Below are 25,575 nucleotides of genomic sequence, written 5' to 3'. Positions count from 1 at the left end.
TTCACCTCCTAGATGCGTGGGCGCTACTTAAGCCCTCTTTGATGTAAATCGGATTCAGAATTTTCTCTTGGAAAGTTATACCAATAGGCTAATATTCCGGTGTACTTGCATGAAGGGTTTTTATCCATGAGCGCGCAATTAAAATCCCAATCTCCTGCAATATCTTTTCTATTCGTGAAAAAGGCATCCCCAATAAAACTTCTTCGGATGATTTTAAATTGTCCAGGTAATGAATATCGATTTGATTCATCTTTGAAAAACGAGTATCCCGCTTTCGCATACATATTGTAGTAATAAATGTCATATGTTCCATCCACTTGTGCTAACACATCTCGGATCGCAGGTAAGTAATGATCATCGCTATCAATGATAGCTACGTAATCACCAGTTGCTGCTGCAATGCATCGATTATAAGATTCACTCGCACCTAAATTGGTGCCATTTTCAAGTATTTTTAAGACAGGAAAATACCTTTGATAGTCTTTTAATATAGCTACTGTAGCATCCGTTGACCCATCATCGCAGACGATAATTTCATAGGCATATTCTTTAGGAATGCTATTAAGCATTGTCACAATCCAATCTCCACTATTGTAAGCAGGTGTTAAAAAACTAATCTTCATTCACAACCCTCCATTCTATACTTATTGTCATTCAGCAGATTGTTTAGTAACGAGGGCGTAATTAATGAATATTGCTCATGTTAAAACGAACCCCGAATGAACGTTAAGACGCTTTCCTATACAATATGCATAATATTAACTAGTCGATAGGCTATTGTTCTTTTGGGCAAATGAGATTCAAAATTATCGTTTCATCTGGCATTAGGTTAGGAAACTATTAGCAGTAATCGTGCTAAATAGGAGCATTGGATAAGTGAAGTATTCGGGCAATTATAAGAAAGCATGGTTGATTCTGGTTAAGTTTTTCACGTAATGTTTCACGGCAACATACCTTAAATAAATCACTTATTTATTTGGGGGATACGATGTCAAAAAAAATAGCCTTTATTTGTAGTGTTGAATCATATAAGCTTTCAGAAGCTCATATTTTCAAAGATCTTTGTCTCGTACCGATCTTGCTCGGTGAATATTTAAATTATGATGTGACGATTGTAACGTCTGAATTTAATGAATCCGTACTCCATCAAACATTTCCTTTTGTGAAATTCCAACATATCCCTTTTGAAGGTAGTTTTGAGGAAAATATGAATGCTTACTTAAAGGAACATGCACAAGAAATTGATATAGCTTTTGCCATTGGACCTTATCCATCCTATTTATCCATGCTAAAAACATATAAGCAATACAATCCAAACGGTAAAATTTATATGAAGCTAGATGTTAATCGTTTTTGGTTGAGCCGACTTATGACTTATTCTTATTTTGAAGAGTTGCTTCACCTTTGTGATTTAGTCACTTCTGAATGCGAACCGATTCAAACACAAATTAATAGTGCGCTGAATTTAGATGTAAAGCTGATTCCAAATGGGTATTATGAATACTTTCCAACTGTGCCCGTTTCCTTTGAACAGAAAAAAAACAGAATACTGACGGTTGGTCGTTTAGATGCGCCTGAAAAACAAATTAAGATGGCAGTAACCTCCTTTTTAGCTGCTGAGCTTGCGGATTGGGAATTTCGCCTAGTTGGCCCCATGTCAGAGAAATTTAGACAGGAATTACACGAAATGCTTGAAGGAAGCGCATATGCTGATCAGGTAATCATTTTAGGACCGATCTACGATAAATATTTGTTAGAACAAGAGTATAGGCTAGCTAAAATATTTTGCCTCACATCCACAGTAGAATGTCATGCACATGTATTTGCTGAAGCGGCTAAAAATGGTTGTTATATCATATCTACCAATGTTGATGGTGCTTCGGACATTACACAAAATCAACGTTTTGGTAAAATTCATCCGACGTATGATTGGGAACATATTGGACTAGAATTAAAAAATGCGGCAACACAAGAGCAAGTACTTTCACATACATGTGACGAACTACAAAAGTTTGCGCGGACTGAATTGAATTGGAAGGTTATTGTGAAAAAAATTGCAGGTTTATTAGATGAGGAAAGAGCTGATTGAGGGCTCTTTTTCTTATTCAGATAAGAAAGGGTGACAAAATGAATAAAAGGAAAGGGAAAAAGAGATGGATTATTTTAGGGGGATTTATCCTGTTGGCTGCTTTCGTTTGGATAAATAATACGAGTTTATTTTATTCTAAAAATACGAATTATAAGATTCTGGCTCATCGAGGGTTAGCTCAAACCTTTGATATATCTAAGGTAGAGAGTGATACGAATACAGCTGAAATGATTTATCCACCTGAACATCCTTATTTAGAAAATACAATTCCTTCTATTAAAGCAGCGTTTGATCATGGTGCGGATGTAGTGGAATTGGATATTAAACTAACGAAGGACCGTCAACTAGCTGTTTTTCATGATTTTACGCTAGAATATCGAACAAATGGAAAAGGCGAAGTCAAAGATTTTACGATGGACGAATTAAAAAAGTTAGATATTGGCTATCGCTATACGGCTGATCAAGGCGCTACATACCCGTTTCGTGGTCAAGGTAGGGGTATGCTACCAAGCTTAGACGAGGTGTTTGCTGCTTTTCCGAATAAAGAGTTTTTAATACATGATAAAGATGCCACTAAAGAAACGACAAAAGTTTTGTGGGATACGTATTTAAGCAAAATGTCTAAAAATCAATTGAATTACATAACCGTTTATGGTGATGGAGAAAGTGAAGGATTTTCCTATTTACGATCAAAGAATAGTGACATGAAGCTATTAACAAAAGCAATGATGAAAGAGGCGTTATTAAAATATGAATTAATAGGTTGGACAGGCTATATTCCAAAAGAATTGCACAATATGGAGCTTCATTTACCTTTAAATTATGCAAAATACTTATGGGGTTGGCCGAATAAATTTGTAGATAGAATGGCGTCGGTTAATACAAGAGTCGTAATTGTAGAAGGAAATGGCAAATGGTCAGAGGGTTTTGATACAAAAGGCAGCCTTGAAAAAATTCCAGAAGGGTATCAAGGGTATATATGGACAAATCGGGTGGATAGGATTGCTGAATGATTTCTCAATAGGTCCTACTACCAAGCATGTAATGGACTTTCCCTATGGAGTTGTTGTGCCTATCGGGCAAACCAATAAAAAACCTTTGGATAAAATATCCAAAGGTTTTTGTGTTTAGGTAATTAAGAGACTGTTACGGCTTCATTTTGGTTAACTTGTACCACAACCGGTCCCATTGCATTTGTAATTATTTGTTTAATATCTTCAAGAGTAGCTTTTCGTGGGTTTGTCGCTGCGCAAACATCTAACATCGCATTTTGAGCTAAAATTTCGATGTCTTCGTCTTTCGCACCAAGCTCACGGAAGCCACTTGGAATATTTAAGTCTTTTGCTAACGCTTCAATTACTGAAATTGCTTTTTCAGCAGCATCGCGCTTGCTTAGACCTTCAATATTTGCACCTAATAATTCAGCGATTTTTGCAAAGCGTTCTGTACGTGCTGTTAAATTGAAACGGCAAACATGTGGTAATAAAATCGCGTTACATACGCCGTGTGGTAGGTTATAGAAGCCACCTAATTGATGGGCAATGGCATGTACATAACCTAATGATGCGTTGTTGAACGCCATTCCTGCTAAAAATTGAGCGTAAACCATTTGCTCACGTGCTTCTAAATCAGTACCATTTGCATATGCGCGTGGTAAAAACTCAGGGATTAACTGCAGTACTTTTTCGCCACAAGCATCTGTAATTGGCGTTGCATTTGTTGAAACAAATGCTTCGATCGCATGTGTTAATGCATCTAAGCCAGTTGCTGCTGTTAGTGCTGGTGGTAAACCAATCATTAACTCAGGGTCATTAATCGACACAAGAGGGGTAACATGTTTGTCGACAATGGCCATTTTTACTTTACGTGCTGTATCTGTAATAATTGTAAAGCGCGTCATTTCGCTCGCTGTACCAGCAGTTGTATTGATGGCAATTAGCGGAACTAATGGATTTTGTGTTTGATCTACGCCTTCATAATCATGAATGCAACCACCATTCGAAGCAATAATACCGATACCTTTTGCTGCATCGTGTGCACTTCCGCCTCCAAGCGATACGATTGAATCACAGTTCTCGGCATGATAAACCGCGATACCATCTTCAATATTTTTGTCCGTTGGATTTGGTTCTGCTTTCGGGAAAATTGCAACTTCAATACCAGCAGCTGTAATGATATTAGCAATTTGTTCTGAGAGACCTAATTCGTGTAAGCCCTCATCTGTTACGATTAATGTCTTTTTCACTTCTAAATCGGTTAGTTTTTTACCAACTTCTTGAATTGCACCAGGTCCAAATAAGTTTTCTGATGGCATTACAAATTGCTTTAGAACGTCTGACATGTTTCCAACCCCTTTTCAATGTTAGATATTGCTTGAATGGCGAAGAATCACCCTTCGAAATTCATATTATTCTTTTTATTTAGTAAACTCAACTGAAATCTTCCAGTTAAATGTAAAGATTTAGTGAACGTTATTGTAGAAAATTTTGTACATTTTAGCATATCTATAATTCATACTAAAAATGCAAGTGAATAATTGTTTAATGAAGGTAAATTGTTTTTCTAGGAAAATAGAAATTTTTCGAAATGGTTTGAGCAATTGATTTGAAGTAGAAACGTTAGCGATATTGATAAGCTATTAACTAAGCGAATTAACAGAAATTATTAAAAGGGTATAAACAAGAAGCGTTTTACATCTGCTACATTCGAAATTAATAACGATTTTCCATCTCCAAAATTTGGTGATGGCTTGTGGAAATACATTTTTTCCAATTATTATGAAACTATCTTTCGCTACATTCGTATAGTAATTAATAACGAAAAGAAGGTGAGAGATTGAAGGTAGAACGTGTAGAACTGATGGACGCATTGAGGGGATTTTCGCTAATTGGAATATTATTAGCTAATATGCTCCATTTCCAATTTGGTTCATCAGGCGTAGAAATTATTGAATCGGCAAATTTGCTAGATAAAATAAGCTATTATTTTGTGAAAATAGTTGTGGAAGGGTCATTTTATCCGATTTTTGGTTTTGTATTTGGATTTGTTTTGATAAAAATGATTGAATCAAGAGAGGCTTCGGGGTTAAAGTACAAAAATATTGTGTTTCGACGGGCTATTGGCTTATCCATATTAGGAGCGATGCATATTGCACTTGTATGGGAAGGCGATGTTTTATTAACATATGGCTCAACCCTTTTCATTTTATTAGTATTTTTCTTAAAGCGTCGAGTGAAAACGTATTTTGTATGGGGCATTATTTTAACAGCAATCCTAGGAGTGGGAGCCTATTTTGGTAGCAGTTTTATAAAGCTACTGAAACCTTTAACAGCAGCGGAAATTATGATTTATCAGGACGGTACATATGCCGAAATATTTGCACAACGTATAGGTGATTTTATTATAGGGGATGGACTTATATTTTTATTAACTTTACCAATTGGCTGGCTTTTCTTGACTATTGTAAGCTTTCTAGCTGTCGGTCCCTTTGTATTATTCGGAATAGGCATGGCGAAAAAGGGAGCATTTTTACAGCTCGCTAATAGCACTCAGACATATAAAAAAGTGGCGATGCTCGTACCAGTCGGGCTACTGCTGAAGGGATTCATTATTTTTGACACGCCGTTTAGCCTATTTATTTATTCGGCAGGGACATATGTGTTAGCAATCGGTTATATTGCCTTATTCGCATGGCTATTTAACCGCTATCAAACGCAAATGACTAATTATTTTGCCCCAATCGGAAAATTATCGCTTACCAACTATTTGATGCAATCGATTATTTGTACAATTATTTTTTACGGTTACGGTTTTGGATTGTTTGGGAAGCTAGGTGTATTTGTTGGGATCCTGTTATCGGTCATCATTTATGTTATGCAGCTAAAAATAAGTCAACTGTATTTAACACGCTTTTCAATTGGTCCAGTAGAAATGATGTTAAGATGGTTTATTTATTTGAAAAATCCACGTAAAGTGAATTAATATTCTGCATCGGGTACCATAATCAATAATTTGTTTTGGTATAGGATTTAAAAATTTTAAGGGTTAAAACGTGAGAGTATTGCGATGGAACGGTTGTCTTTAGTAATTACGGGAATCCTTTTCTTTTTGCCACACATACCACTAGTTAGTAAACTATGCAATAGCTATTAGCCTTAGCTATATTAATAGCAAAAAGGCAACAAGCTTGATGTATATAAATACAAATAAAAAAGGGGATAATCATTTATGATTCACCCCTTTTTGTACGATCATTTATAAATATATTAAGCTGCAATTGTAGATAGTGTAATTATTTCCCACATCCACAGCCACTTGAACGTTTGATACTTGTTTTTGGTTTTTTGGGTGGCTCTTGTTTAATCCCTGTATAAGGTCCTGCCATTCGTTTCATAGTATATTTCCCTCCGTTCAGTCAGGACTTTAAATTCCTGATATTAACAACACTTAGGGAATATTACCTTAACGTCATATACTAAATAAATTTTATCATCACATATAATTGCCTTTCTAAAATCAACATCAATTTTTGAATCGCAAATGTCTACAGGGCAATCATTTTCATATTCTGGAATATAGCAAAGTACTTGGTCCACGAACCCTGTTCCTTGACCTGCTGCCGTTCTAAAGTCGAGTCTTTTTTCACATTTGTTTAAAAATACTTCTTCAAAATTGAACCAGTAACCTAGTCGTCCAACAAGGTGAACTGCGTTTACTTTTGTATTCACATGTTTTGACTTACACCCATAAATATCAATAGTTGCCTTAGTAATGCATGGTTCAATAATACAATGAAGGCCTGAAAAATCAGCAACGGGGCTAAGACCATCAGAAATAGCTATTAGATTTAATGGTGCTTCTTTAATAAAACATGTAGAGAAGGTTTGCTTACAAGGCTTATCACAAGTTGTTAGTCCATGGTTTACAATATCTGAATACTTTTCCATCATCTCTTCTTTAGAGCTGACGAAATTTATTTCATTTACACCATATAAAGCTTCAATTTGGTGAAGTAAACTTGAATCCCCCTCAAATTGAGCGACTTTATAATATTTATCCAACATTAATATTTCCTCCTTTCGTTTAAAATGAACTTCTGTAATAATCTATTCAGTTTCGATAGTATGTTTTGGATAAATAACCTATTGTCTATTTAATAATTTAGTTAATTTTTTATTTATTCTTATAGGTACACTAGTCATACTAGTTTAATGACACGAAAAAACTCATACAATTAGAAGTAAATAAAAAGATTTCTTATATAGTGTGGGATTTTAATTCAATCTGAATAGGGTACGCAGCTACCAGTGGGAAGCAGAATTTTCTGATGAGGCTTACAATTTGAATAGCCATAATAACTGCTGGTAGCATTCTTATTTGGAATTTAAAATTATTATGCACCTGGTGTTCGACTAATTCATACAGCGATAGTTTAAGAAGAACATTATAACAGTAAGTTTAAATTTAGTATGAATAATTTATCGGAAAGTGCTGTTTATTCTACTTTGTATCATTTTATTTCTCGGGAAATTATCAATTCGCTAAAATTTACTATTGAGTGTAACAGGGAAGTCATATGCGGGTAAATTCTGTACAGGGCGATCAAATAATTACAAATGAGAAAAGAGGTAGTTTTTAATGAAGAATGGAGGAATAATGTTTAAAATTGATGACAGAAAATTTGCATTAGCGGATATTTTAATTGATCTAGTTGATCCAAAATGCTAACGGTCGATAGGTCCTGGTGAGATTTATAATTTTGAGGATAGAGTAAGGAATCAAAACTTATTTCAAACAAATGAAACAATTTTAGTAGGTCCTACATTTTTAGAACGTATTTCTACAAAGAAATATTACATAATCTTTGCGAGATTGTAGGCATTTCCTAATATTGATCGCAATCAGAATAATGTATATTATGCTGAATTTTTTAAACGTACATGTGAACTTGCATTTTTATCTGTGGATTCAATATATTTTGATTTTCTTAAAATCAGAAGTATTGCTTGTAAATTTCTAAAACATGTAGAAGCTGCTGGTTTTCATGATATTACAATAATAACAGATGAAAATGATACACATCCTTCATTGCCTGTATGGAGTTAGTAGCAAAAAAATCTTTTCTAAGGGCTGGGGCAATAAACGATTATGGAACTAATTAGATTATACAAGCAATGGATAAATGAAAGGGTGTACAAAGTCTTGGTTAATTTACAGTAAATACCTAATTTGTTTGGAAAGAATATGTTGAACCTTATGAATGGATAATGGTGCAAATGAAAAATCGGTTCCCCAAATATGCGGGAGAATATCCGATATGGCTTTGGACCGAGCGACCTGATCTAAAGGAAGACTGCTCATAAAGCGCTTCATGAACAAGGAGGTGTTCTTGTTCTTTTACTTGCAACTTGTTACAGCTGCACAAGTAATCCTCTATCAAAAAAAATGATTTATCATGCGAAAATAGTTTGTGGTATGATATTTAGGTTGTTGATTTTGAAAGGAGCAATAAAAGGATGTTAGCCTAAGGTCGTCGCATCCATGCGACAACGGCTAACTGACCTGCAGCTTGCAGGCGTAAGCACAATTTAAAATCCTGTCCCAATTACGCCGAGGCGTAATTGATCTACTTTAAAACACATTTCCATACATCTTAGAAAAGAGGCACTTATGCATATGAACTCCACAGAATTAACGAAGCGACATTGGTTGCTCATTTTAACACTTTCTTTATTAACATTTGTTCTCGGAACAAGTGAATTTGTTATTGTCGGAATCTTAACCGATATTTCCTCGAGCCTACAAATTACAAATGCAATGGCAGGCACACTCGTTTCTGCATTTGCCTTTACGTTTGCCATCGCCACACCATTAGTTATGTCAGCAACAAGTCATTTTCCAAAGCGTAAATGGATGTTGTTTTTAACAGGAACTTTCATCGTCCTTAATGCTTTGTGTGTCGTCGCGACAAGTTATACCATATTCCTTGCACTTCGAATTATGACAGCGATAGTAACTGGCGTATTAATTTCGCTAGCAATGATTGTTGCAAGTGAAACGATGCCCAGTAATAAACGCGGACTTGCTATATCATTCGTTTTTGGCGGTTTCACACTTGCCAATGTCGTTGGCGTGCCACTTGGTATTGTTATCGCCAAATCGTACGGCTGGAATGCGACGTTCATGTTAACTACTTTCCTAGGCGTATTGGCATTTTTGGCATCTTTTTTTATCTTGCCAAATAAACTAAGCCAAATACGCAGTTCGATGCGGGATCAGTTTTCTTTACTGACCAATCCAAGAATTTTGATGGCTTTTTTCATTCCTGCGCTCGGATTTGGCGCAACTTATGCCGTCTTTACTTATCTTGTTCCTATTTTGCAAGGAATGGAAGTACCAAATCATTCAATTAGTTTAGTGCTATTTGGATATGGATTTATCTCGATTTTCAGTAATATCCTTGCTGGTAAAATTGCTAGCCATAATGCAATCGGTCGTCTGCGATTTGTTTTTCTCATTCAGGCAGTTGTTCTGACAAGTTTATTTTGGACGACTAACCATTTTATATTAGGGCTAATCAATATTGGCTTGATGTCGTTAATGGCAATCCTATTAACAACATCTACTCAGCTTTATTTAATTGATCTTGCTGAAATTTATCAGCCAAAAGCAACAGGTCTCGCTGCTTCACTTATGCCAGTAGCAAGTAACGTCGGAATCGCTTTTGGTTCTGCATTAGGCGGAATGGTATATCATCAAGGGAATTTACTGAATGTCACATGGGTCGGTGGAATCGTAGCAGTTTGTGCAAGTTTGCTCACTTTCTATAGTTATTTTTTAGATCAGAAACAAAAGAAAGTGGCATAGACGAGGAGACCTAAATGTTTGGCAGCCACTTATTCGGTGAAATTTTTGTACCAGACGTACAAACTATTTATATTTCACTACAATTCAATTCATGTTTTGGAAATTATGAACAACATCAACAAGAGCGCCACCTGAATAGGGGGCGCTCTTGTTACATTTCGTAATTGGTGTACAAACAATGAAATCCAAAAGTTCAAAAACGAATATTATTAGTACGCACGAGCAAACCAAACTGTATGTTTAGCTTCTTTACCACAATGAATGCATGTTTGTTTTATTTGTGGTGGGTCGAATGGTATGTTTCGAGTTGTGAATTTTGTTTGTTCTTTTACATGTGTTTCACAAGCGTCGTCTCCACACCAACCTGCTAAGATCCAACCAGGAATTGTTGCGTTTTGTTCGGATTGTACGAGATGCTGCTTTAACTGCTCGATTGTATCGATGTGATGGTATGAATTATCTGCGCGGAAAGCTTTTGCTTTTTGTAAAAGGCGCGTTTGCATTGTTTCAAGTTCATTAATAATGCTTTCAACAATCGATTCTAAAGGGAAGGAAATTTTCTCATCTTCATCACGGGCCTTCATTAAAGCTTGATTATTTTCTAAATCACGTGGACCCAGTTCAATACGTACAGGTACTCCTTTCAATTCCCACTCATTAAACTTAAAGCCTGGTGATTGATCAGAATCATCAAGACGAACGCGGATGCCTTTTGCTTTTAACACTGCAAAGATTTCATCTAATTTTTCAATAATTGCAGGATTCTTTTTCCATGGGCCAACTGGAATTAAAACAACTTGAGTCGGTGCTATTTTCGGTGGTAAAACAAGTCCTTGTTGATCGCCATGAACCATGATGACAGAACCGATTAAACGTGTTGATGTTCCCCAAGACGTTGTATGCACATAGTCATGCTTATTTTCCTTTGTTAAGTACTTTATATCAAATGCTTCCGCAAATTTTGTGCCTAAATAGTGTGAAGTACCTGCTTGTACGGCTTTCCCGTCTTTCATCATTGCTTCGATTGAGAATGTATCGATTGCACCAGCGAAGCGTTCTGAAGGTGTTTTCTGCCCGTCATATACTGGAATGGCAAGCAATCCCTCTACAACGTCCTTATAAATTGCTAACATTTGCATTGTTTCTTTCCGTGCGTCTTCTTCATCCACATGAGCAGTATGACCTTCTTGCCATAAAAATTCAGAAGTTCGAATAAACGGCAGAGTTTTCTTTTCCCAGCGGAATACATTTGCCCATTGATTAATCAAGACAGGAAGATCTCGATAACTTTTAATCCAGTTTGAATATAAATGGCCAATCATTGTTTCGGAAGTAGGGCGTAGTGCTAACCGTTCTTCTAATTTTTCTCCTGCAGCTTCCGTTACCCAAGGGAGTTCTGGTGAAAATCCTTCAATATGTTCCTTTTCTTTTTGGAAGAAAGATTCTGGAATTAGCATTGGAAAGTATGCATTTCGGTGCCCAGTTTCTTTAAAGCGTTTATCCATCTCTGCTTGAATATGCTCCCATATTTCATAGCCGTCTGGTTTAAATGCAATACAGCCGCGAACTGGGGTATAATCCATTAAATCGGCTTTTTGTATCGTTTCAATATACCATTTAGAAAAATCATTCGTTTTTTGAGCCATCTTCTGTTCCTCCTAAGAATGTGAGATGAAAATAAAAAAAGCATAAAGAGTCCAAAAAGGACGTCTTTATGCTCATAGACGTGGTACCACCTTAGTTCGACATTAATAAAAATTATTAAGTCCTCTATACGTTTGTAACGAAACGACTCGGTTAGTTTTTAAGTAACATCTCCGTGGTAGGGTTCAATAAGAAGGGGTGATATAACTCTCAGCCAAGGTTATATTCTCTAGTTCACAATTCTTATTTACTTGATCACATCATTGATTTAATATTTATAAATTACTATATCATTTTTTTAATGAAATTCAAGATTTTAAGTTGAAAATTCGGAAAATTAATCACCTGGTGCACAAATAATTTAGTACCGAATCATATTCCAAATTCCGATATCCTCAAATCCTAAACGCTTATAAATTGCACCGGCAGCTGGGTTGTCATAAAAGAGGCATAGCGATTTTCCCTCATCCAGCAGCTCACCACATATTTTTTGCATACATTTTGATGCATAGCCTTTTTTCTTATAGCCCTCACGTGTGGCAACACCAACAATCATAGCAGACATGCTATTCTCTGCGGTTGTAGATGCGGTGGATACCATAACGTCACCTTCACGCATAATGTATGTGCGACCAGTTTTGTTTTCTTCCGCACGTAGTTTGCTTTCCACAGTAGAAGGACTCCCTGCAAATTCGGGAATGGAATGAATCAAAGCGATGTTTTCCTCAATTGCATCCAATGTTAGACGTTCCACATTAGTTAAATCAGCAGTAGGGTAGAGGGGCTGTAACACGGTGCATTTGGCGTAAAACAGCTCTTTTTTACTCGTAAACGTTTTGTTAATTTTAGGCTCTAATTGGTCTATTAAGTGCTTTAAACCTGATAACTCTTTCGCCTTTTCATCCGAATTAAAAATGGATGCGAAACCATCTACATCAAAAGGACCCTGTGCATATGGAATATAATTGCTGTCATATTTGAGCAATACCGCAACTAGTGTATCCTTTTCAAATTGTCCCCAAATTTTTTGAAATGGTTGATCATAGCCAAAAGCCTCGATGTCCCCGATAATAAATAAGTTTTCAGCAGGCTGCTGTTGGACTAGAGCCATACATACTTCATGGTCTGCGTTTGTTAACAATCGAATCATAAAATCCCCCCTCATGTAAATTAATAGAATGATATGGTAAATGATGTAATTTGTCAATGGGATGTTTAATGTTGGTAAGTAAAAATAATGGATTGAGTGTACAAAAAAATATAAACGATACTATTAAATTTCGTATTAGAGTACGATTTACTAAATGGGGGCTATTTAAATGAAAAAATCAATTTTGGTATCAACGACATTAACAATTGGATTATCATTCACACTCGTAGCAACGCCTCAATAGGAAGAGTAATTAAATTAATGACTAGCGCTGCCTCTCTAGATATGCCTATAGATTCTCTAATTGGGGGGATTGTAGGAGAAGCATTTACATCACAAATTCCGGTGATGATTTGTGGTACCTCAATGAATATTTTTAGCCTTTACTTGTTAAGTAGTTCTGTTATATGTTAACTTTCTGGTCTCGAGAATGTAAATCTGTTTAATAATAGTAAGGCTGAGGCATAATGACTTCACTTTGTTCCGGGTGTACAAATTACTAGAAATATAAATTGACTTTTCTTAACTTTCGGTTTATTATTATCTGAAATTTCGAATTTGTCTAAATACTAAGATGGGGATATGAGGTTTGATGATCGATTTACAGAGCGGGAAGATATGGTGAAGGCTTCCTAATGCCGAATCAAATTTTACTCCCCTTGAGTATTGTAAGGTAACATATGTCGTTTGTGCTACGTTAAAAGTACATTTGAGCTATTGGAATTTAGGTGGAACAACGGGTATTCAAACACATACTCGTCCTTTTGTGGGCGAATATGTGTTTTTTATCATATTTAGAAGTAACAATTCAATTACAAATGGAGAAAAGAACGTTTTAACTAAGGTGATACGTTAACCGATATTGCGAAAGCGATTAGTCCAAGCTTAGCGGAAAAATCAATTTTAGGGAGTGTAAATACCATGACAACTGATTTGGCACGACCAATTCTCATAGATGCTGAAATTTCCCTGAGGGTTCCTATCAAGGCGGAAGTGTCGTCACAATATTTTGGTGCTGGGCAGTTATACATTAATTGAAAGGGGAGACAGATCAGATGATATCACAACAAATAATAGCTACACTTGATGAGGTGCTTCATGATAAATGTTTGACGGCTAGTATTCCTGGGATGGCGTTAATAATTGCAAAAAATGGACAGCCTATTTTTGAAAAGTATTATGGTTACCGAGATGTAAGCAGGAAATTACCAGTCACGAAGGACACGATTTTCGGAGTTGCTTCGATCACGAAATCATTAACTGCTCTGGCTGTTATGCAACTAGAGGATGCAGGGAAGCTTTCAGTTGATGATCAAATGATTCAATGGTTGCCTGAACTCTACCTACCAAACCAACAATATAGGGAAAAAGTAAAAATACATCATTTACTTTCACATACTAGCGGTCTACCAGGGATGAATCTAGTAAACTGTGCAAGGGCAAATAGTATTCTGAGTGATCCACACGGGGAGTACTTATTTGATTGTTTGTCACTAGGATCGAATTATAGAAAAATTAATACAGTTAAGGAACTGATGGAGGGGATAGGCGAAACAGAGTATTCATTGCTTGGTCCTCCGGGTTCAATTTTTAACTACTCAAATGAAAGCTATGCATTACTTCAAGAAATAATCGAAAGAGCCAGTGGGGAAGCCTTCATTACATATGTACAGAAAAATATATTCCAGCCCTTAGAAATGAAACGCTCCTTTTTCTTAACTTCTGAATTAATGAACATTGAGAATGTTACTGAGCTCTATGCATACAAAAACGAGGCAGATAACCTTTCAGTTTTCAACTCACCAGCTTGGTGGGATGTTGGTGATATTTATTCCAATGGATCGCTTAAAACATCTAGTTCCGATTTGATGAAGTATTTAGAAGTTTTCCGTCTTGATGGAACAGTAAACGGAAAGTCAATTATCTCCAAACAGGGTATACAAAAGATGACTTCCGTTCAAGCAACTATGCCAACGGGTGACCGTTACGGATATGGCTTACAAGTTGATTATTTGTCGGGAATATCCGTTTTTGGGCATGGCGGCAGCATTAAGGGCGTTTCTTCTAATATGAAAGTCGCTAAAGAACAGGGAATCACGGTATCAGTACTTACGAATATAGCTGAGGCGAATGCAGAGAATCTGGCCAATACATCATTAAACCACATACTTCAGTTACCAGATGTAACGAGTAAGGAATTTACAGAATACAAGCTTTCTGAGGAACAATTAAAAGATTTCATTGGAGTGTACCTATCAGATGAGGGACAAAGAGCCGAAATTTTATTATATGAGAATCGTATCCAGATGAAGGTACAAAAGAATCTATCTCTTATGAAGGCTTATACGGTAGATGGTTTTATGAACTCAGAAGGTGAAAGGATAAAATTTATCATGGATGATCGAGGGAAGGTAATGGGGTTTTTTAAGGGCAGCCGTTTTATACCGAAGAGAAACTAATGCACCGATCACTTATTAAACAACACAAACAAGAGGGCCTCCAAAAACAGGATGGCGCTCTTGTTAGACTTACATAAAATTTGTAGTGATAAACCTATTATTTCTAGCTATTTAACAATTCCTCGCCAAGTAATCGGTAAGCAGTTAATCGTTGGTCGATGGAATGCAGGTTGCAGTTAATCATCGCCTCATCAAAACCATATTGATGTTGCTCTTCTAAAATTTGTGTCGCAACTTCCTTTGCTGTGCCAATGAGCATGAGCGGACGGTTTTTATCTAGGATTACCTTATCCATTTCTGTTAGCGGGTAGTCATTTGCTTCCTGTGGAGAAATGGTTGGAAGAAGGCGACCGCGCATTAAATTTAAGCGCATAATTTGCATTGGCATCGAATTATATTCGGCTTCCTCTGTTGTTTCCGCAACACTTACTGCATACGTCGTGATAATTTGTGGCTTTTCCATAAAATAAGAAGGCTGGAATGAATCACGATACGCATCAAAAATCGCCTTTGACATTTGTCCGTTAAAAAATTGCGCAAATGAATAGCCGATACCTGCTGCGCCTGCCTGTCTGGCACTTTGACCACTTGAACCGAGCAGCCAAGCTTGCGGTAATGTCACTTTAAATGGCGTGGCCACGACTTGATCGTAAATTTCTTCACCTGTACTTTTCTCATTCATTAGGTTCAAAATAATTTCTAGTTTATCATATTGTTCCGTTAATTCTGGTCTGCGTCCACTTGCAAGGGCGGTCATCGCAGGTCCATCCCCACCAGGAGCTCTTCCTGCACCGAAATCAATGCGGTTTGGTGCTAATGCAGCTAATGTTTTAAATACTTCTGCAATTTTTAATGGGGAATAGTGCATCATCATAATCCCACCCGTGCCTAAACGGATGCGCTCTGTTTTAGCCGCAATATAAGCCGCTGTAATTTCGGGCGCAGAGCTTGCGAGTGAAGTTGTATTATGATGTTCAGCAAGCCACATTCGTTCATACCCAATTTCATCACCAAGCTGTGCAATTTTCACGCTATTTGCCAGTGCCTCTGTGGAAGTCATTCCTTTAGAAATCGGCACTTGGTCTAATATACTCAATTTCATATTTACCGCCTCTTTTCATACTACTAAAATACCGAATCTCGAGGTGGAAGTAAAATTATTGACCTAAGATATATGTCTTTAAAAGTGCTAGTCTTTCACGAAACCTCATTTTTGCTTCGACGATTTTCGGGGTAGGGGCAGCGACGACATCTGCTTCTAATCCAATCTTCTCAGCTAAATAACTTGCACGTCTTAAGTGGAAATCATTTGAAATAATTGTGATATTAGTTACATCATCAGGCAATAATCGTTTGGAATAAAGTAAATTTTCGTATGTAGATGTTGCTTCATCCTCCACGAGTATTCGCTCAGAAGTAATGCCTTCTGCGAGTAAATAGTCTTTCATAACTGATGCCTCTGTGCGGTCCTCATCCGCGCCTTGCCCGCCAGATACGACCGCGATAACATGCGGATGCTTATGTAAGTATTCTGCTGCTACTTGTAAACGGTTCGCTAATGCCAATGAAGGTACACCACCAGGTTTCACTTTGGCCCCTAATATGATGACGTATTCATTTTCGCCCGTTGCTTTTTTTTCGACGCCACGATCCATTTCATGCCCCAACCAAACGTATACAGCGCTGCCACATAAAACCGTTATACCAAAAGCAAAGAACAGCCATTTCTTCATGCAAAATCCCTCCCTTTATCATTAATACGAATTAGGAGTGAAGAAAGTTTCCTGTTTTTGGGAAATTTAAGCTTCATTTCCCTTAAGTATGAGGGAATTCCATACGAAATAGAAAAAATGCTATTCCGACCGCGGTCAAAATAGCATTTTCATTTTAGTTATTTTTGCATAATAAAGCTTAAATGGCGTCCTGCTTGTTTCGATTGTCGATAGGAAAAACCGGATTCGTTTAAAAACGTACACATCGGATCGATTTGGATATTGGCAGCGGGAACACCAGCTAATTCGCATTGCTTTTGCACGGTCAATTGGTTGTCAATATGATATTTATTCGATGCCTCATTGTAATACATGAAATCCTCCGCATAGCCAAGTGCTTTGAATTGTTCATACACATCGGCGTCCACCTCGAATTTCTCCTGACTGAGTGCAGGACCGATAAAAACGTGTAAATCATTCATATGACAAGCTTCATTCGTCTTTAAGTGCTCGAATAAATGGCGCGTAATTTCCTTAACAGAGCCTTGCCAGCCGGAGTGAATTGCTCCAATTAATTCGATTTTCGGATTGTAAAAGAGCACGGGTACACAATCTGCTGTAAAACTGCTAATGACAGTATCTTTTTCATACGTGTAAAGGGCGTCGGTATTTAAAACGGAGCTTTCATAATCATGAGCACCCAAACCGATATGCTGTTTTTCCACCTTTAAAAAATTGGCACTATGCGTTTGGTTAGCACAAACAAATTGGCTTACATCCGTTTGCAGCACATCGGCAAGCTGTTGTCGATTTTCTAGTACCGTGATTTTGTTTTGGCAAACATTGAATGCCATATTATTTTGTTCTGCGAATGCGGCATCCTTAAGTGTAATACCTGCGATTATCTTTTCATTTTGAACATAAAATTTTTGCTTCATTTTCATCACCATCTGTACTATATCGCATCGGTCGTTTTTTGTATAGTTGAATTGAATTTGTTAAAATAAAGGAAAAAAGTAGGTGATAGAATGCGACTGATACAGGTTTTAATTTCTTCGCTTCTGCCTTTTTTAATCGGGCTATTGGCAATTTATTTAATGCTTTTTGGCAAGGGCGGTGCTAATTCGTTTCCCTTTGAATTGTTTATCATCGTTATTTTTTATGGTTTCCCTACCTATTGTATATTTTGTCTACCGTTTTATTTATTCGTTTATTATCTCCAAGGGTTACTGAAGCGTAGCATTTTTTTCATAACTGTTATTGTTTTCGTCTATTTACAAGGCTTTATCTATTCGTTTGTGCTTAATGTTCCACTTTTTAGTAAGGAAATGCTGAGCGTTGTATTCCCACTATTTTCCATCATGATGCTGTCTTTTATTTGCTGTATTTTTGTGTTTACGAAGCATTCCCAACAAATCAGTAGAATTAACTAGATACCTCTAGGGGATACTGTATAATAATAGTGATAGGTAAGGAGTGATAAACAATGGAATACGATTCAAAAACAAAAAGTCGTTTAAAACGCATAGAAGGTCAAATTCGAGGGATACTGCGCATGATGGAAGAGGGGCAAGAGTGTAAAGATGTTATTACACAGCTGTCGGCAGTCCGTTCAGGTGTTGATCGTACAATTGGTGTCATTGTTAGTGAAAATTTAGTGACCTGTGTACGTGAAAGCGAAGGCGACGAAGAAAAAATGAATGATTCAATACAACAAGCCGTAAACTTATTAGTAAAAAGCCGTTAATTTTAGACGGCTTTTTTCATACAGAAAGAACCTTTCATGCGGGGCAATGTTCGATATTTCTTCCAAATTAATGAGTAAGGGGATGGTATTTTGAAATTATCCATTGAATGGCATTATGTATCTGCGAAAAAACAGCAAACTGTTTTTAAAAGTGAGCCGTTACCTGCTGCACATGTGTATACACTTGTTGAGGATATGCAAAAAACGGGTCGGGTCAAACAAGTGATTTTAACGGATGAACAGGATAGTACATGGACATTGAAGGAATTGAAAAAGTATTTAACCGAAATGGAAACGGAGCCGCATGACGTGGCTGTTTATTTTGATGGTGGTTTTAATCGTGAAGAACAACGCGCTGGACTTGGTGCAGTCATTTATTTTCAGCAAAATGCGAAAAATTACCGCTTAAGAGTCAATCAGCAAGCGGACTATTTAGTTTCTAATAATGAGGCGGAATATGCAGCCCTTTATTTTGCTTTGGAATTATTCGACGAGCTTGGTGTGCATCATCAGGAAGTGGCGATTTTTGGCGATTCACTAGTAGTCATCAAGGAATTGAATGGTGAATGGGCAGTGACAGACAACGCACTTTCTAAATGGGCGGATCGCATTGAACACAAGCTTGGACAATTAGGAATTAAGCCAATTTATACGCATATTGAACGAGCGAAAAATGACGAAGCAGATCAGCTAGCCAATCAAGCACTTGCAGGGACGACGATTCATGCGCAACGTGAAATTCGGAAAAAATAAGCATCCATTGGGGGGAAGGCTTTGAAGAGAATTGCCGGAATATTAGCGTTTCTTGCGATTCTTCAAATTGGTAGCATTTGGTATGCGAAGTCGAAGGAAATTGAGCCAATCATTTTGACGGTCGATTACAGTGAAGATTATCGTTCGCTTACGAGCGCGGTCTTGACGAATCTTCAGGAAGAAAATCAAATTGCTTGGATTGAAATTAACGGGAGGCAATTTAACCCGCAGTATGATCAACCGATGTTTGGTTATATGCCGCTACACCTACAAGATAGCTATGCAAACTATACATACTACGCCATTCGGGATACTCATTTTCAATTAAGCGATAAAAATTTATAAAAACCTTTCCATTAATGTGCTCATTGCAATCGGTGGTTACGCACTAGTTAAGAACGGAATGAAGGAAAAGGCGTGAAGTAAACTATTATTTTTGAAATTTCGATAGTAGAGAAGAGGGTGTGAGTTGGGTATAATTATAATAGCACTCATAGTAGGATTAGTACTTTACATGCTCATACAGGCAGAAGTAACTTACATCCGTGCAGATAAGGTGAAACAGCAGCAATACATAGAGCAACATAAGAAAGAAGGAGATTCACAATGATTCGTTCCGTTGGGGCAGGCAGTACAGGGCTCAGTAATCAAACAAGACGCAAAACACAGCCAGAGCAAACGATCCCATTTCCGAAAATAGGTAATGAAGCCGTTTCGTCAAATGAAGATAAGATAGGGGGAGCTACGCCGAGTAAAGGCCCACTTATGGTTGGTGTCAAAACGAAGGCTGAACTCAAATCCATTTTTGATGAAGTAAATGGAGTCGTAAAGGTAAATGCAGATGGCGACCGTTTAGAAGTAAGCAAGCGTGCTATTTCAATGGCAAAGGAAAAATTGTTTTATTAAATTTTGAAAAGACATCCACTCGCTACATATGAGAGTGGATGTCTTTTTTGTTAGGAATCATAGTCGGTTTTCGGAATAGTACGTCGCTTTTTCAAGATGAAAGAGAAAAGCGAAAACAGTGGAAAAATAAGAAATAATGATTTTACATTTTCATAATTTGAAATATACTTGCTGAGAAAAACCGATTAATTCAGACTCAAAATCGTATTCTACAAATAGAATAAAAATGGATGTAATAAAGGCTATTAGAATAGGAATAAACTGTTAAATATGCCCCATTAGTTATGAAAATAAATATTTGGCTTGTCAAGTTAGTGAAAAGTGAATGTAATATAATTTTTTAAATTTATAGCTTTGAAATTTAAGTAAAAAATATTAAAACTACTTGCTTATTATGATGTAAAATAATGTATATAACTAATAAACTTGAACGACCACATACATAAAATCAGACATCTTTTGTAATCCAATACGAATGAGTAAAGGGTGATTTAATTTGCTAATTGCTGATGCAAGGCTTGTTAAAAATGCAGAGGAGAAGCTAGTCAACATTCAGGAAGTTTCCAAGCTGCTGTATGATACTAATTTCCGTGGTTTTTTATATTGCCCGACACCTGGTTGTCCAGCAAAGCTACTATATATAAATAGTGACAGGGCTCATTTCCGGACATGGAAATATCACTTGCATCTTGAGAGTTGTGTGTATCATATTGAAAGAAGATGGGTGGACCGAGATTATCAATTTGCAGATGTAACGGATGGATTTGAATTCCAACGCCGTCAAGTAGCATTAAGTAGGGCTTACCGGGCTATGAGATTTCCAGAAGAAGAGCTACCCAACTTAAAAACGAGAAATAGAACAACAGTGGTTGTCCAAAAACCGACACTCTCAAGACGCAGAAGAGTCACAGGGATCCAAACTAAATTGTTTAATGATGAAATTTTACAAAGTCTAGAGAGAAAGAGACCACCATTAAGAAGAAAATACGTCTCAATGATCAATGCAAATGATGTAGGGAAACATAAGCTCGTCATGGGCTTTGTTCAAAAAGTAGAGCTAATAAAAGATGTCGCAAAGATTACGCTTCTAGAAAGTGACAAAGAGATTGATATTGTATTTGAGCGATCATTTACCGCAGAATCCAAAAATAGCAGCTACTTAAATAAATTTGCTGTCATCCAACACTTAGCCGATCAAAATTCAGAAACCGCCTTTACAGCAATCGGCGAAGTAAGGTTCAATCGCAAAACCAATCGCTTCGAACATCAAATCTTCTTCGGGACAGATTTTAGGATAGAGGATATGGACTTGCTGACGTTATCAGCAAAAATGGTATTGGGTGAGTTGGAGTAGGGGACATATAAGAATTGGAGTTTTTATTTTGTGGGTCATTTTATGCTTGTATTCTTAAAAAACACAAAAAATGAGCTCTTAGACGAATCGAGACGTGGAATCGCCCGTCTCGATGTTTAATATGTCCGAGAGCTCAATCCTTTTATGAATTCGAGATGAATGGTTCAATGCCTGAAACTTCCTCATTGGTGCAAATCCACATTTTCCTGACGCTAAACCCAAATTAATTAATATAAAACAAAAGACATCTTCTTATCGTTCAATCCTTTTAATATATTTAATACACTGTATACAAAGTTAAACTTCTATTCCTGCAATCCCAAATCCTCCAGGACCGGAATGAGTAGAAATCATAGCACCAGCTTGGATCCACGTTATATTTTCGAATCCAGTTTCTTTGGCAATTTCATTAATTCGTTGCTTGATATGTTCACTAAATCCAATTGAGAATATAAAGTATATTTGTTGTCTATCAATTTCATATTGATTTAAATAATCACGCAGTAGCTTTTCAGCAACAGTGCTCATATTTCCACGATATTTTTTAGTGGAGACAAGCTTTCCCTCAACTAATTCAATGCATGGTTTAATTTTCAGCAAAGCACCTCCGAGATAAGCTAAATTACTTACTCGGCCACCTGCTTTTAAAAAATCTAAGCTACCAGGAATGAAAGCAAGTCTTGATTTAGGTATCTTGGTTTTAATTTTTTCTATTAAGAGAATAGGGTCAATCGTAGGTTCTTTCTCTAGCAAAGTAACGGCATACATCACAATTGCAGTTAATCCACCTGTTACGTTCAAAGCATCAATTAAAAATAGGTCCTTAAAATCTTCCGCTGCAATTAACGCATTTTGAAAGGAAGCAGATGCCTTTGACGTATAACCAATATGAATAATGATACTATCAGGGAAATCCTCTCTAATTTTCTTAAAAAGCTCATGATACTCATGGACATTAGTGGCAGATGTTGATGGTATCTTTTTTGTGCGATCATAAAAATCATAAATTTCTTGTACGGATAGATGACCATCTAAAAAATCCTGATTTTCCATGATTACATGCATTGGTACTACTTGTACATCATGTTTGTTGGCTAAAAATTCCGGCAAATCGGCTCCGCTCTCAGTGGATAAAATAATTCTTCTCAATGTTTATCTCCTCCTCCAACTTACATTCTAATAGTGCTTAACTTTAAAATTTACTCTAACTATACATTATAATAGGGTATATATGTTTAAATGTATTAAAATTGTAAAGTAATGGATTCGTTATGCTCAATGGAATTGTTAGACGCATGAAGACCTACTAGCAATAATCTAGAACATTTTGCATCGGTTATTATCGCCGATTGTAATGACACAAAATGGATAACAAAATTGTCCCATATTCGAAAAAATCTAAAAAAAGGACACTTCCCGATTGCAATGAATCGAGAGATGTCCTTTGATAATGAATTGATTATTATAGTGAAGCTAATCCTTTTTCGCCAGCAATACCTGGTTGCGTTAGCTCGAATGGATTTAAGATGATGTTTAATTGCTCTACTGTGAAGTACTTGTACTCTAGGCAAAGCTCACGAACTGATTTACCGCTATGCAAAGCTTCGCGGGCAATTTGGCTTGAACGCTCATAGCCTAAATGAGGTGCTAATGCTGTTACAACACCGATTGAGCTTTCTACATAGTCATGCATACGGCCTTCATTTGCTTCGATATGTTCTAAGCAGTGTGTCGTAAATACAGTGAAACCATTTGTCATAATTTCGATTGATTGTAATAAATTATGCACTAAAACTGGTTCCATTACGTTTAACTCGAATTGACCTGCTTCAGAAGCCATTGTAATTGTCACATCATTGCCCATTACTTGGAAAGCAATTTGGTTAATGAGTTCTGGCATAACAGGGTTTACTTTCCCTGGCATAATTGAAGAACCTGGTTGGCGCTCTGGTAAGCGAATTTCACTGAAGCCTGTTTTCGGGCCAGAAGCCATTAAACGTAAGTCGTTAGAAATTTTTGACATATTCGCCATTGCGATTTTTAGCATTGCTGAAACTTCAGTATATGAATCGGTATTTTGCGTACCGTCAACTAAGTTATCTACTTTAGTGAATGGGAATCCACTATACTCAACAATATTTTTCACAGCAAGCGTCATATATGCTGGATCCGCATTTAATCCTGTTCCAATCGCAGTTGCTCCGATATTAATTTGCAACATTGTTTGTCTTGCATTTTTAATACGTACGATATCGCGAGTAATAACTGCTGCATAAGCTCCGAATTCTTGTCCAAGACGAATTGGTACAGCATCTTGTAAGTGTGTACGACCCATTTTTACGATGGAATCAAATTGAACAGCCTTTTTTAAGAAGCTTTCTTTCATATTTTCCATTGCTACGATTAATTTATTTAATGTTGCCACCGTTGCGATATGAATCGCTGTTGGGAACGCATCATTTGTTGATTGCGCCATATTTACGTGGCTGTTTGGACTAATAATAGAATAAGATCCTTTTTCTTCGCCTATAATTTCTAATGCGCGGTTAGCAATGACTTCATTTGCATTCATGTTCATTGAAGTACCAGCGCCACCTTGAATTGGATCGACTACGAACTGGTCATGATATTGGCCTTCTAAAATATCATCAGAAGCTTGTGCGATGGCATTGGCAATTTTTTCGTCTAATTGTCCAATCGCTGCATTGGCAAGTGCCGAGCTTTTTTTAACAATCGCGAATGCACGCACTAATTCAGGGTGCATTGTCATATTGGTAATCGGGAAGTTTTCTAATGCCCGCTTTGTTTGCACGCCATAATAAGCGTCCTTTGGAATTTCTAATGTGCCTAAAAAGTCTTTTTCAATACGTGTACTCATCTGTACAAACCCTCCAAGAGAATTGAATAATATTGTTAATGTGAATGGGCAGTTGATGAAAGGTAAAATCTACCTTCGTCAATTGTTACAATTCACCAATCGGGCCTTTACGGGCAGTTCATCTTTTAATTTCAATTATTAGAAATGAAAAGCTGCTGCCCGCTCATGCGGGACAAACAACTACATTATACGTCATATTTTGTAGAAAAGGTAGATGTTTAATCAAGTATAATTTATTTCGTTTGAGGCGAGTCTTACTGGAGGGTTATTACTGATTAATCGAAATATTTCGCGAATAATAAATGGTCTTAATTGTCAGGTTGATATTCTAAAATATCGCCTGGCTGACAATCAAGTGCCTTGCAAATCGCCTCTAAAGTGGAGAAACGGATGGCTTTTGCTTTGCCATTTTTTAGTATGGATAAATTCGCCATCGTAATTCCAACCTGCTCCGTAAGTTCTGTGACGGTCATTTTCCTTTTTGCGAGCATCACATCGATATTAATAATTATGGCCATTGTTTTCCCTCCTTAGACAGTTAATTCGATTTCTGATTTCATTTCAATTGCGTTTTCTAATAATTTTTGCAAAATTGTAGCGAAAATAGCGATACCCATTGCAGCTATAATAAAAGCAACGCCTACAAAAATGAGTCCTGGCGCGTCATCTTTATCGGCAATAACATAAAAAAGTGGAAGGCTCATAAAATAAAGCCCACTAATTGTATAAGCGCAATATTTCACTTTTTTTAGTGCAACGACCGATAAATTTGAAAAGGCTTCATTTCGATCAATCAATGTTAATAGCTTGAATGCTTGATAGAGCGCACCGAAATAGGCTATAGCTGTCGCATATATGCCAATTAAAACAGGATATTGTAATATTGGCATTTTCAAATAACTTACGGAGAGCTCCTCTGTCATCGCTGGCATCCCAAAAATACATAATGCGAGCACGGGTATGGCGAACAAAATCAATGTCAACTTTAAAAAAATCGTTTGTTTTTTCATGTAAAGC

General features: G+C 36.8%; 23 protein-coding genes, 2 pseudogenes and 1 other annotated feature. Of the genes and pseudogenes, 13 read left to right on the top strand and 12 right to left on the bottom strand.

Annotated features, from left to right (window positions below):
- Positions 1-23 precede the first annotated feature (23 nt).
- Positions 24-623: a glycosyltransferase family 2 protein gene (locus CSE16_RS11445; RefSeq protein ID WP_099424024.1), complete on the bottom strand. Its 600-nt coding sequence runs from the start codon at positions 621-623 to the stop codon at positions 24-26.
- A gap of 365 nt (positions 624-988) precedes the next feature.
- On the opposite strand from CSE16_RS11445, the gene CSE16_RS11440 reads away from it, so the two are divergent.
- Together CSE16_RS11440 and CSE16_RS11435 are read left to right on the top strand one after the other, a co-directional pair.
- Positions 989-2,089: a glycosyltransferase gene (locus CSE16_RS11440; RefSeq protein ID WP_099424023.1), complete on the top strand. Its 1,101-nt coding sequence runs from the start codon at positions 989-991 to the stop codon at positions 2,087-2,089.
- A 38-nt stretch (positions 2,090-2,127) separates the two neighbouring features.
- Complete coding sequence (locus CSE16_RS11435) at positions 2,128-3,102, top strand: glycerophosphodiester phosphodiesterase family protein (protein WP_099424022.1); 975 nt, start codon at positions 2,128-2,130, stop codon at positions 3,100-3,102.
- A gap of 122 nt (positions 3,103-3,224) precedes the next feature.
- Here the strand turns inward: CSE16_RS11435 and CSE16_RS11430 are convergent, their stop codons facing one another.
- Positions 3,225-4,430: an iron-containing alcohol dehydrogenase gene (locus CSE16_RS11430; protein WP_099424021.1), complete on the bottom strand. Its 1,206-nt coding sequence runs from the start codon at positions 4,428-4,430 to the stop codon at positions 3,225-3,227.
- A gap of 494 nt (positions 4,431-4,924) precedes the next feature.
- Here CSE16_RS11430 and CSE16_RS11425 point away from each other — a divergent pair, with 494 nt between their 5' ends.
- Positions 4,925-6,070, top strand: a complete 1,146-nt coding sequence (locus CSE16_RS11425) for a DUF418 domain-containing protein (protein WP_099424020.1) — start codon at positions 4,925-4,927, stop codon at positions 6,068-6,070.
- Positions 6,071-6,525: 455 nt separating this feature from the next.
- On the opposite strand, the gene CSE16_RS11420 is transcribed toward CSE16_RS11425, so the two are convergent.
- Positions 6,526-7,152, bottom strand: a complete 627-nt coding sequence (locus tag CSE16_RS11420; protein ID WP_099424019.1) for a hypothetical protein — start codon at positions 7,150-7,152, stop codon at positions 6,526-6,528.
- A gap of 670 nt (positions 7,153-7,822) precedes the next feature.
- Here CSE16_RS11420 and CSE16_RS22225 point away from each other — a divergent pair.
- Positions 7,823-8,194: pseudogene (locus CSE16_RS22225) on the top strand (DUF2691 family protein).
- A gap of 570 nt (positions 8,195-8,764) precedes the next feature.
- Entirely contained in the window at positions 8,765-9,955 is a 1,191-nt protein-coding gene (locus CSE16_RS11415) for an MFS transporter (RefSeq protein ID WP_099425821.1), read from the top strand.
- Positions 9,956-10,164: 209 nt separating this feature from the next.
- Here CSE16_RS11415 and proS read toward each other — a convergent pair whose 3' ends face one another.
- On the bottom strand, positions 10,165-11,601 hold the full coding sequence (gene proS / locus CSE16_RS11410; RefSeq protein ID WP_099424018.1) for a proline--tRNA ligase: 1,437 nt from the start codon (positions 11,599-11,601) through the stop codon (positions 10,165-10,167).
- Between the two features lie 53 nt (positions 11,602-11,654).
- Positions 11,655-11,872, bottom strand: a binding site (T-box leader).
- A gap of 88 nt (positions 11,873-11,960) precedes the next feature.
- On the bottom strand, positions 11,961-12,749 hold the full coding sequence (locus CSE16_RS11405; protein ID WP_099424017.1) for a GNAT family N-acetyltransferase: 789 nt from the start codon (positions 12,747-12,749) through the stop codon (positions 11,961-11,963).
- 855 nt (positions 12,750-13,604) lie between these two features.
- Between CSE16_RS11405 and CSE16_RS22220 the strand changes: the two are divergent.
- Both CSE16_RS22220 and CSE16_RS11400 read left to right on the top strand, forming a co-directional pair.
- Positions 13,605-13,787 (top strand): annotated as a pseudogene (locus tag CSE16_RS22220) (hypothetical protein); the annotation flags it as partial.
- A 17-nt stretch (positions 13,788-13,804) separates the two neighbouring features.
- On the top strand, positions 13,805-15,208 hold the full coding sequence (locus CSE16_RS11400; RefSeq protein WP_099424016.1) for a serine hydrolase domain-containing protein: 1,404 nt from the start codon (positions 13,805-13,807) through the stop codon (positions 15,206-15,208).
- Between the two features lie 103 nt (positions 15,209-15,311).
- Here the strand turns inward: CSE16_RS11400 and CSE16_RS11395 are convergent, their stop codons facing one another.
- The 3 genes from CSE16_RS11395 to pgeF form a co-directional block, all read right to left on the bottom strand.
- Positions 15,312-16,310, bottom strand: coding sequence for an LLM class flavin-dependent oxidoreductase (locus CSE16_RS11395; protein WP_099424015.1), 999 nt, complete (start codon positions 16,308-16,310; stop codon positions 15,312-15,314).
- A gap of 55 nt (positions 16,311-16,365) precedes the next feature.
- Positions 16,366-16,941 carry a YdcF family protein gene (locus CSE16_RS11390; protein ID WP_099424014.1) on the bottom strand — a complete coding sequence of 192 codons (576 nt, stop codon included), beginning with the start codon at positions 16,939-16,941 and terminating at the stop codon, positions 16,366-16,368.
- Between the two features lie 158 nt (positions 16,942-17,099).
- Positions 17,100-17,858, bottom strand: a complete 759-nt coding sequence (pgeF, locus tag CSE16_RS11385) for a peptidoglycan editing factor PgeF (protein WP_099424013.1) — start codon at positions 17,856-17,858, stop codon at positions 17,100-17,102.
- A gap of 548 nt (positions 17,859-18,406) precedes the next feature.
- Between pgeF and CSE16_RS11375 the strand changes: the two genes are divergently transcribed.
- The 6 genes from CSE16_RS11375 (at position 18,407) to CSE16_RS11355 (ending at position 21,680) form a co-directional block, all read left to right on the top strand.
- Positions 18,407-18,667, top strand: a complete 261-nt coding sequence (locus CSE16_RS11375) for a metal-sensitive transcriptional regulator (RefSeq protein WP_099424011.1) — start codon at positions 18,407-18,409, stop codon at positions 18,665-18,667.
- A gap of 90 nt (positions 18,668-18,757) precedes the next feature.
- Positions 18,758-19,420, top strand: coding sequence for a reverse transcriptase-like protein (locus CSE16_RS11370; RefSeq protein WP_099424010.1), 663 nt, complete (start codon positions 18,758-18,760; stop codon positions 19,418-19,420).
- Positions 19,421-19,441: 21 nt separating this feature from the next.
- Positions 19,442-19,765 carry a hypothetical protein gene (locus tag CSE16_RS11365; protein ID WP_099424009.1) on the top strand — a complete coding sequence of 108 codons (324 nt, stop codon included), beginning with the start codon at positions 19,442-19,444 and terminating at the stop codon, positions 19,763-19,765.
- 124 nt (positions 19,766-19,889) lie between these two features.
- Positions 19,890-20,030 carry a hypothetical protein gene (locus CSE16_RS21385; protein WP_157764799.1) on the top strand — a complete coding sequence of 47 codons (141 nt, stop codon included), beginning with the start codon at positions 19,890-19,892 and terminating at the stop codon, positions 20,028-20,030.
- A complete protein-coding gene (locus tag CSE16_RS11360; protein ID WP_099424008.1) occupies positions 20,027-20,326 on the top strand; it encodes a DNA primase in 300 nt (99 codons plus the stop codon). The genes CSE16_RS21385 and CSE16_RS11360 overlap by 4 nt, the downstream gene beginning before the upstream one ends.
- 496 nt (positions 20,327-20,822) lie before the next feature.
- Positions 20,823-21,680 carry a hypothetical protein gene (locus CSE16_RS11355; RefSeq protein WP_099424007.1) on the top strand — a complete coding sequence of 286 codons (858 nt, stop codon included), beginning with the start codon at positions 20,823-20,825 and terminating at the stop codon, positions 21,678-21,680.
- A gap of 297 nt (positions 21,681-21,977) precedes the next feature.
- On the opposite strand, the gene CSE16_RS11350 is transcribed toward CSE16_RS11355, so the two are convergent.
- The 4 genes from CSE16_RS11350 to CSE16_RS11335 form a co-directional block, all read right to left on the bottom strand.
- Positions 21,978-22,829 (bottom strand): DegV family protein, encoded by an 852-nt coding sequence (locus CSE16_RS11350; protein WP_099424006.1) that lies wholly within the window; start codon positions 22,827-22,829, stop codon positions 21,978-21,980.
- A gap of 313 nt (positions 22,830-23,142) precedes the next feature.
- Entirely contained in the window at positions 23,143-24,558 is a 1,416-nt protein-coding gene (gene aspA / locus CSE16_RS11345; protein WP_099424005.1) for an aspartate ammonia-lyase, read from the bottom strand.
- A 308-nt stretch (positions 24,559-24,866) separates the two neighbouring features.
- The gene (locus CSE16_RS11340) at positions 24,867-25,076 is read right to left on the bottom strand and encodes a helix-turn-helix domain-containing protein (protein ID WP_099424004.1); all 210 of its coding nucleotides are present in this window, start codon (positions 25,074-25,076) and stop codon (positions 24,867-24,869) included.
- Positions 25,077-25,088: 12 nt separating this feature from the next.
- Positions 25,089-25,568: a DUF2975 domain-containing protein gene (locus CSE16_RS11335; protein WP_099424003.1), complete on the bottom strand. Its 480-nt coding sequence runs from the start codon at positions 25,566-25,568 to the stop codon at positions 25,089-25,091.
- Positions 25,569-25,575 lie beyond the last annotated feature (7 nt).

Source organism: Solibacillus sp. R5-41 (assembly GCF_002736105.1).
Classification (GTDB): domain Bacteria; phylum Bacillota; class Bacilli; order Bacillales_A; family Planococcaceae; genus Solibacillus.
Note: the sequence above shows the minus strand (reverse complement) of the source record. Positions and strands in the feature narration are given on the sequence as shown.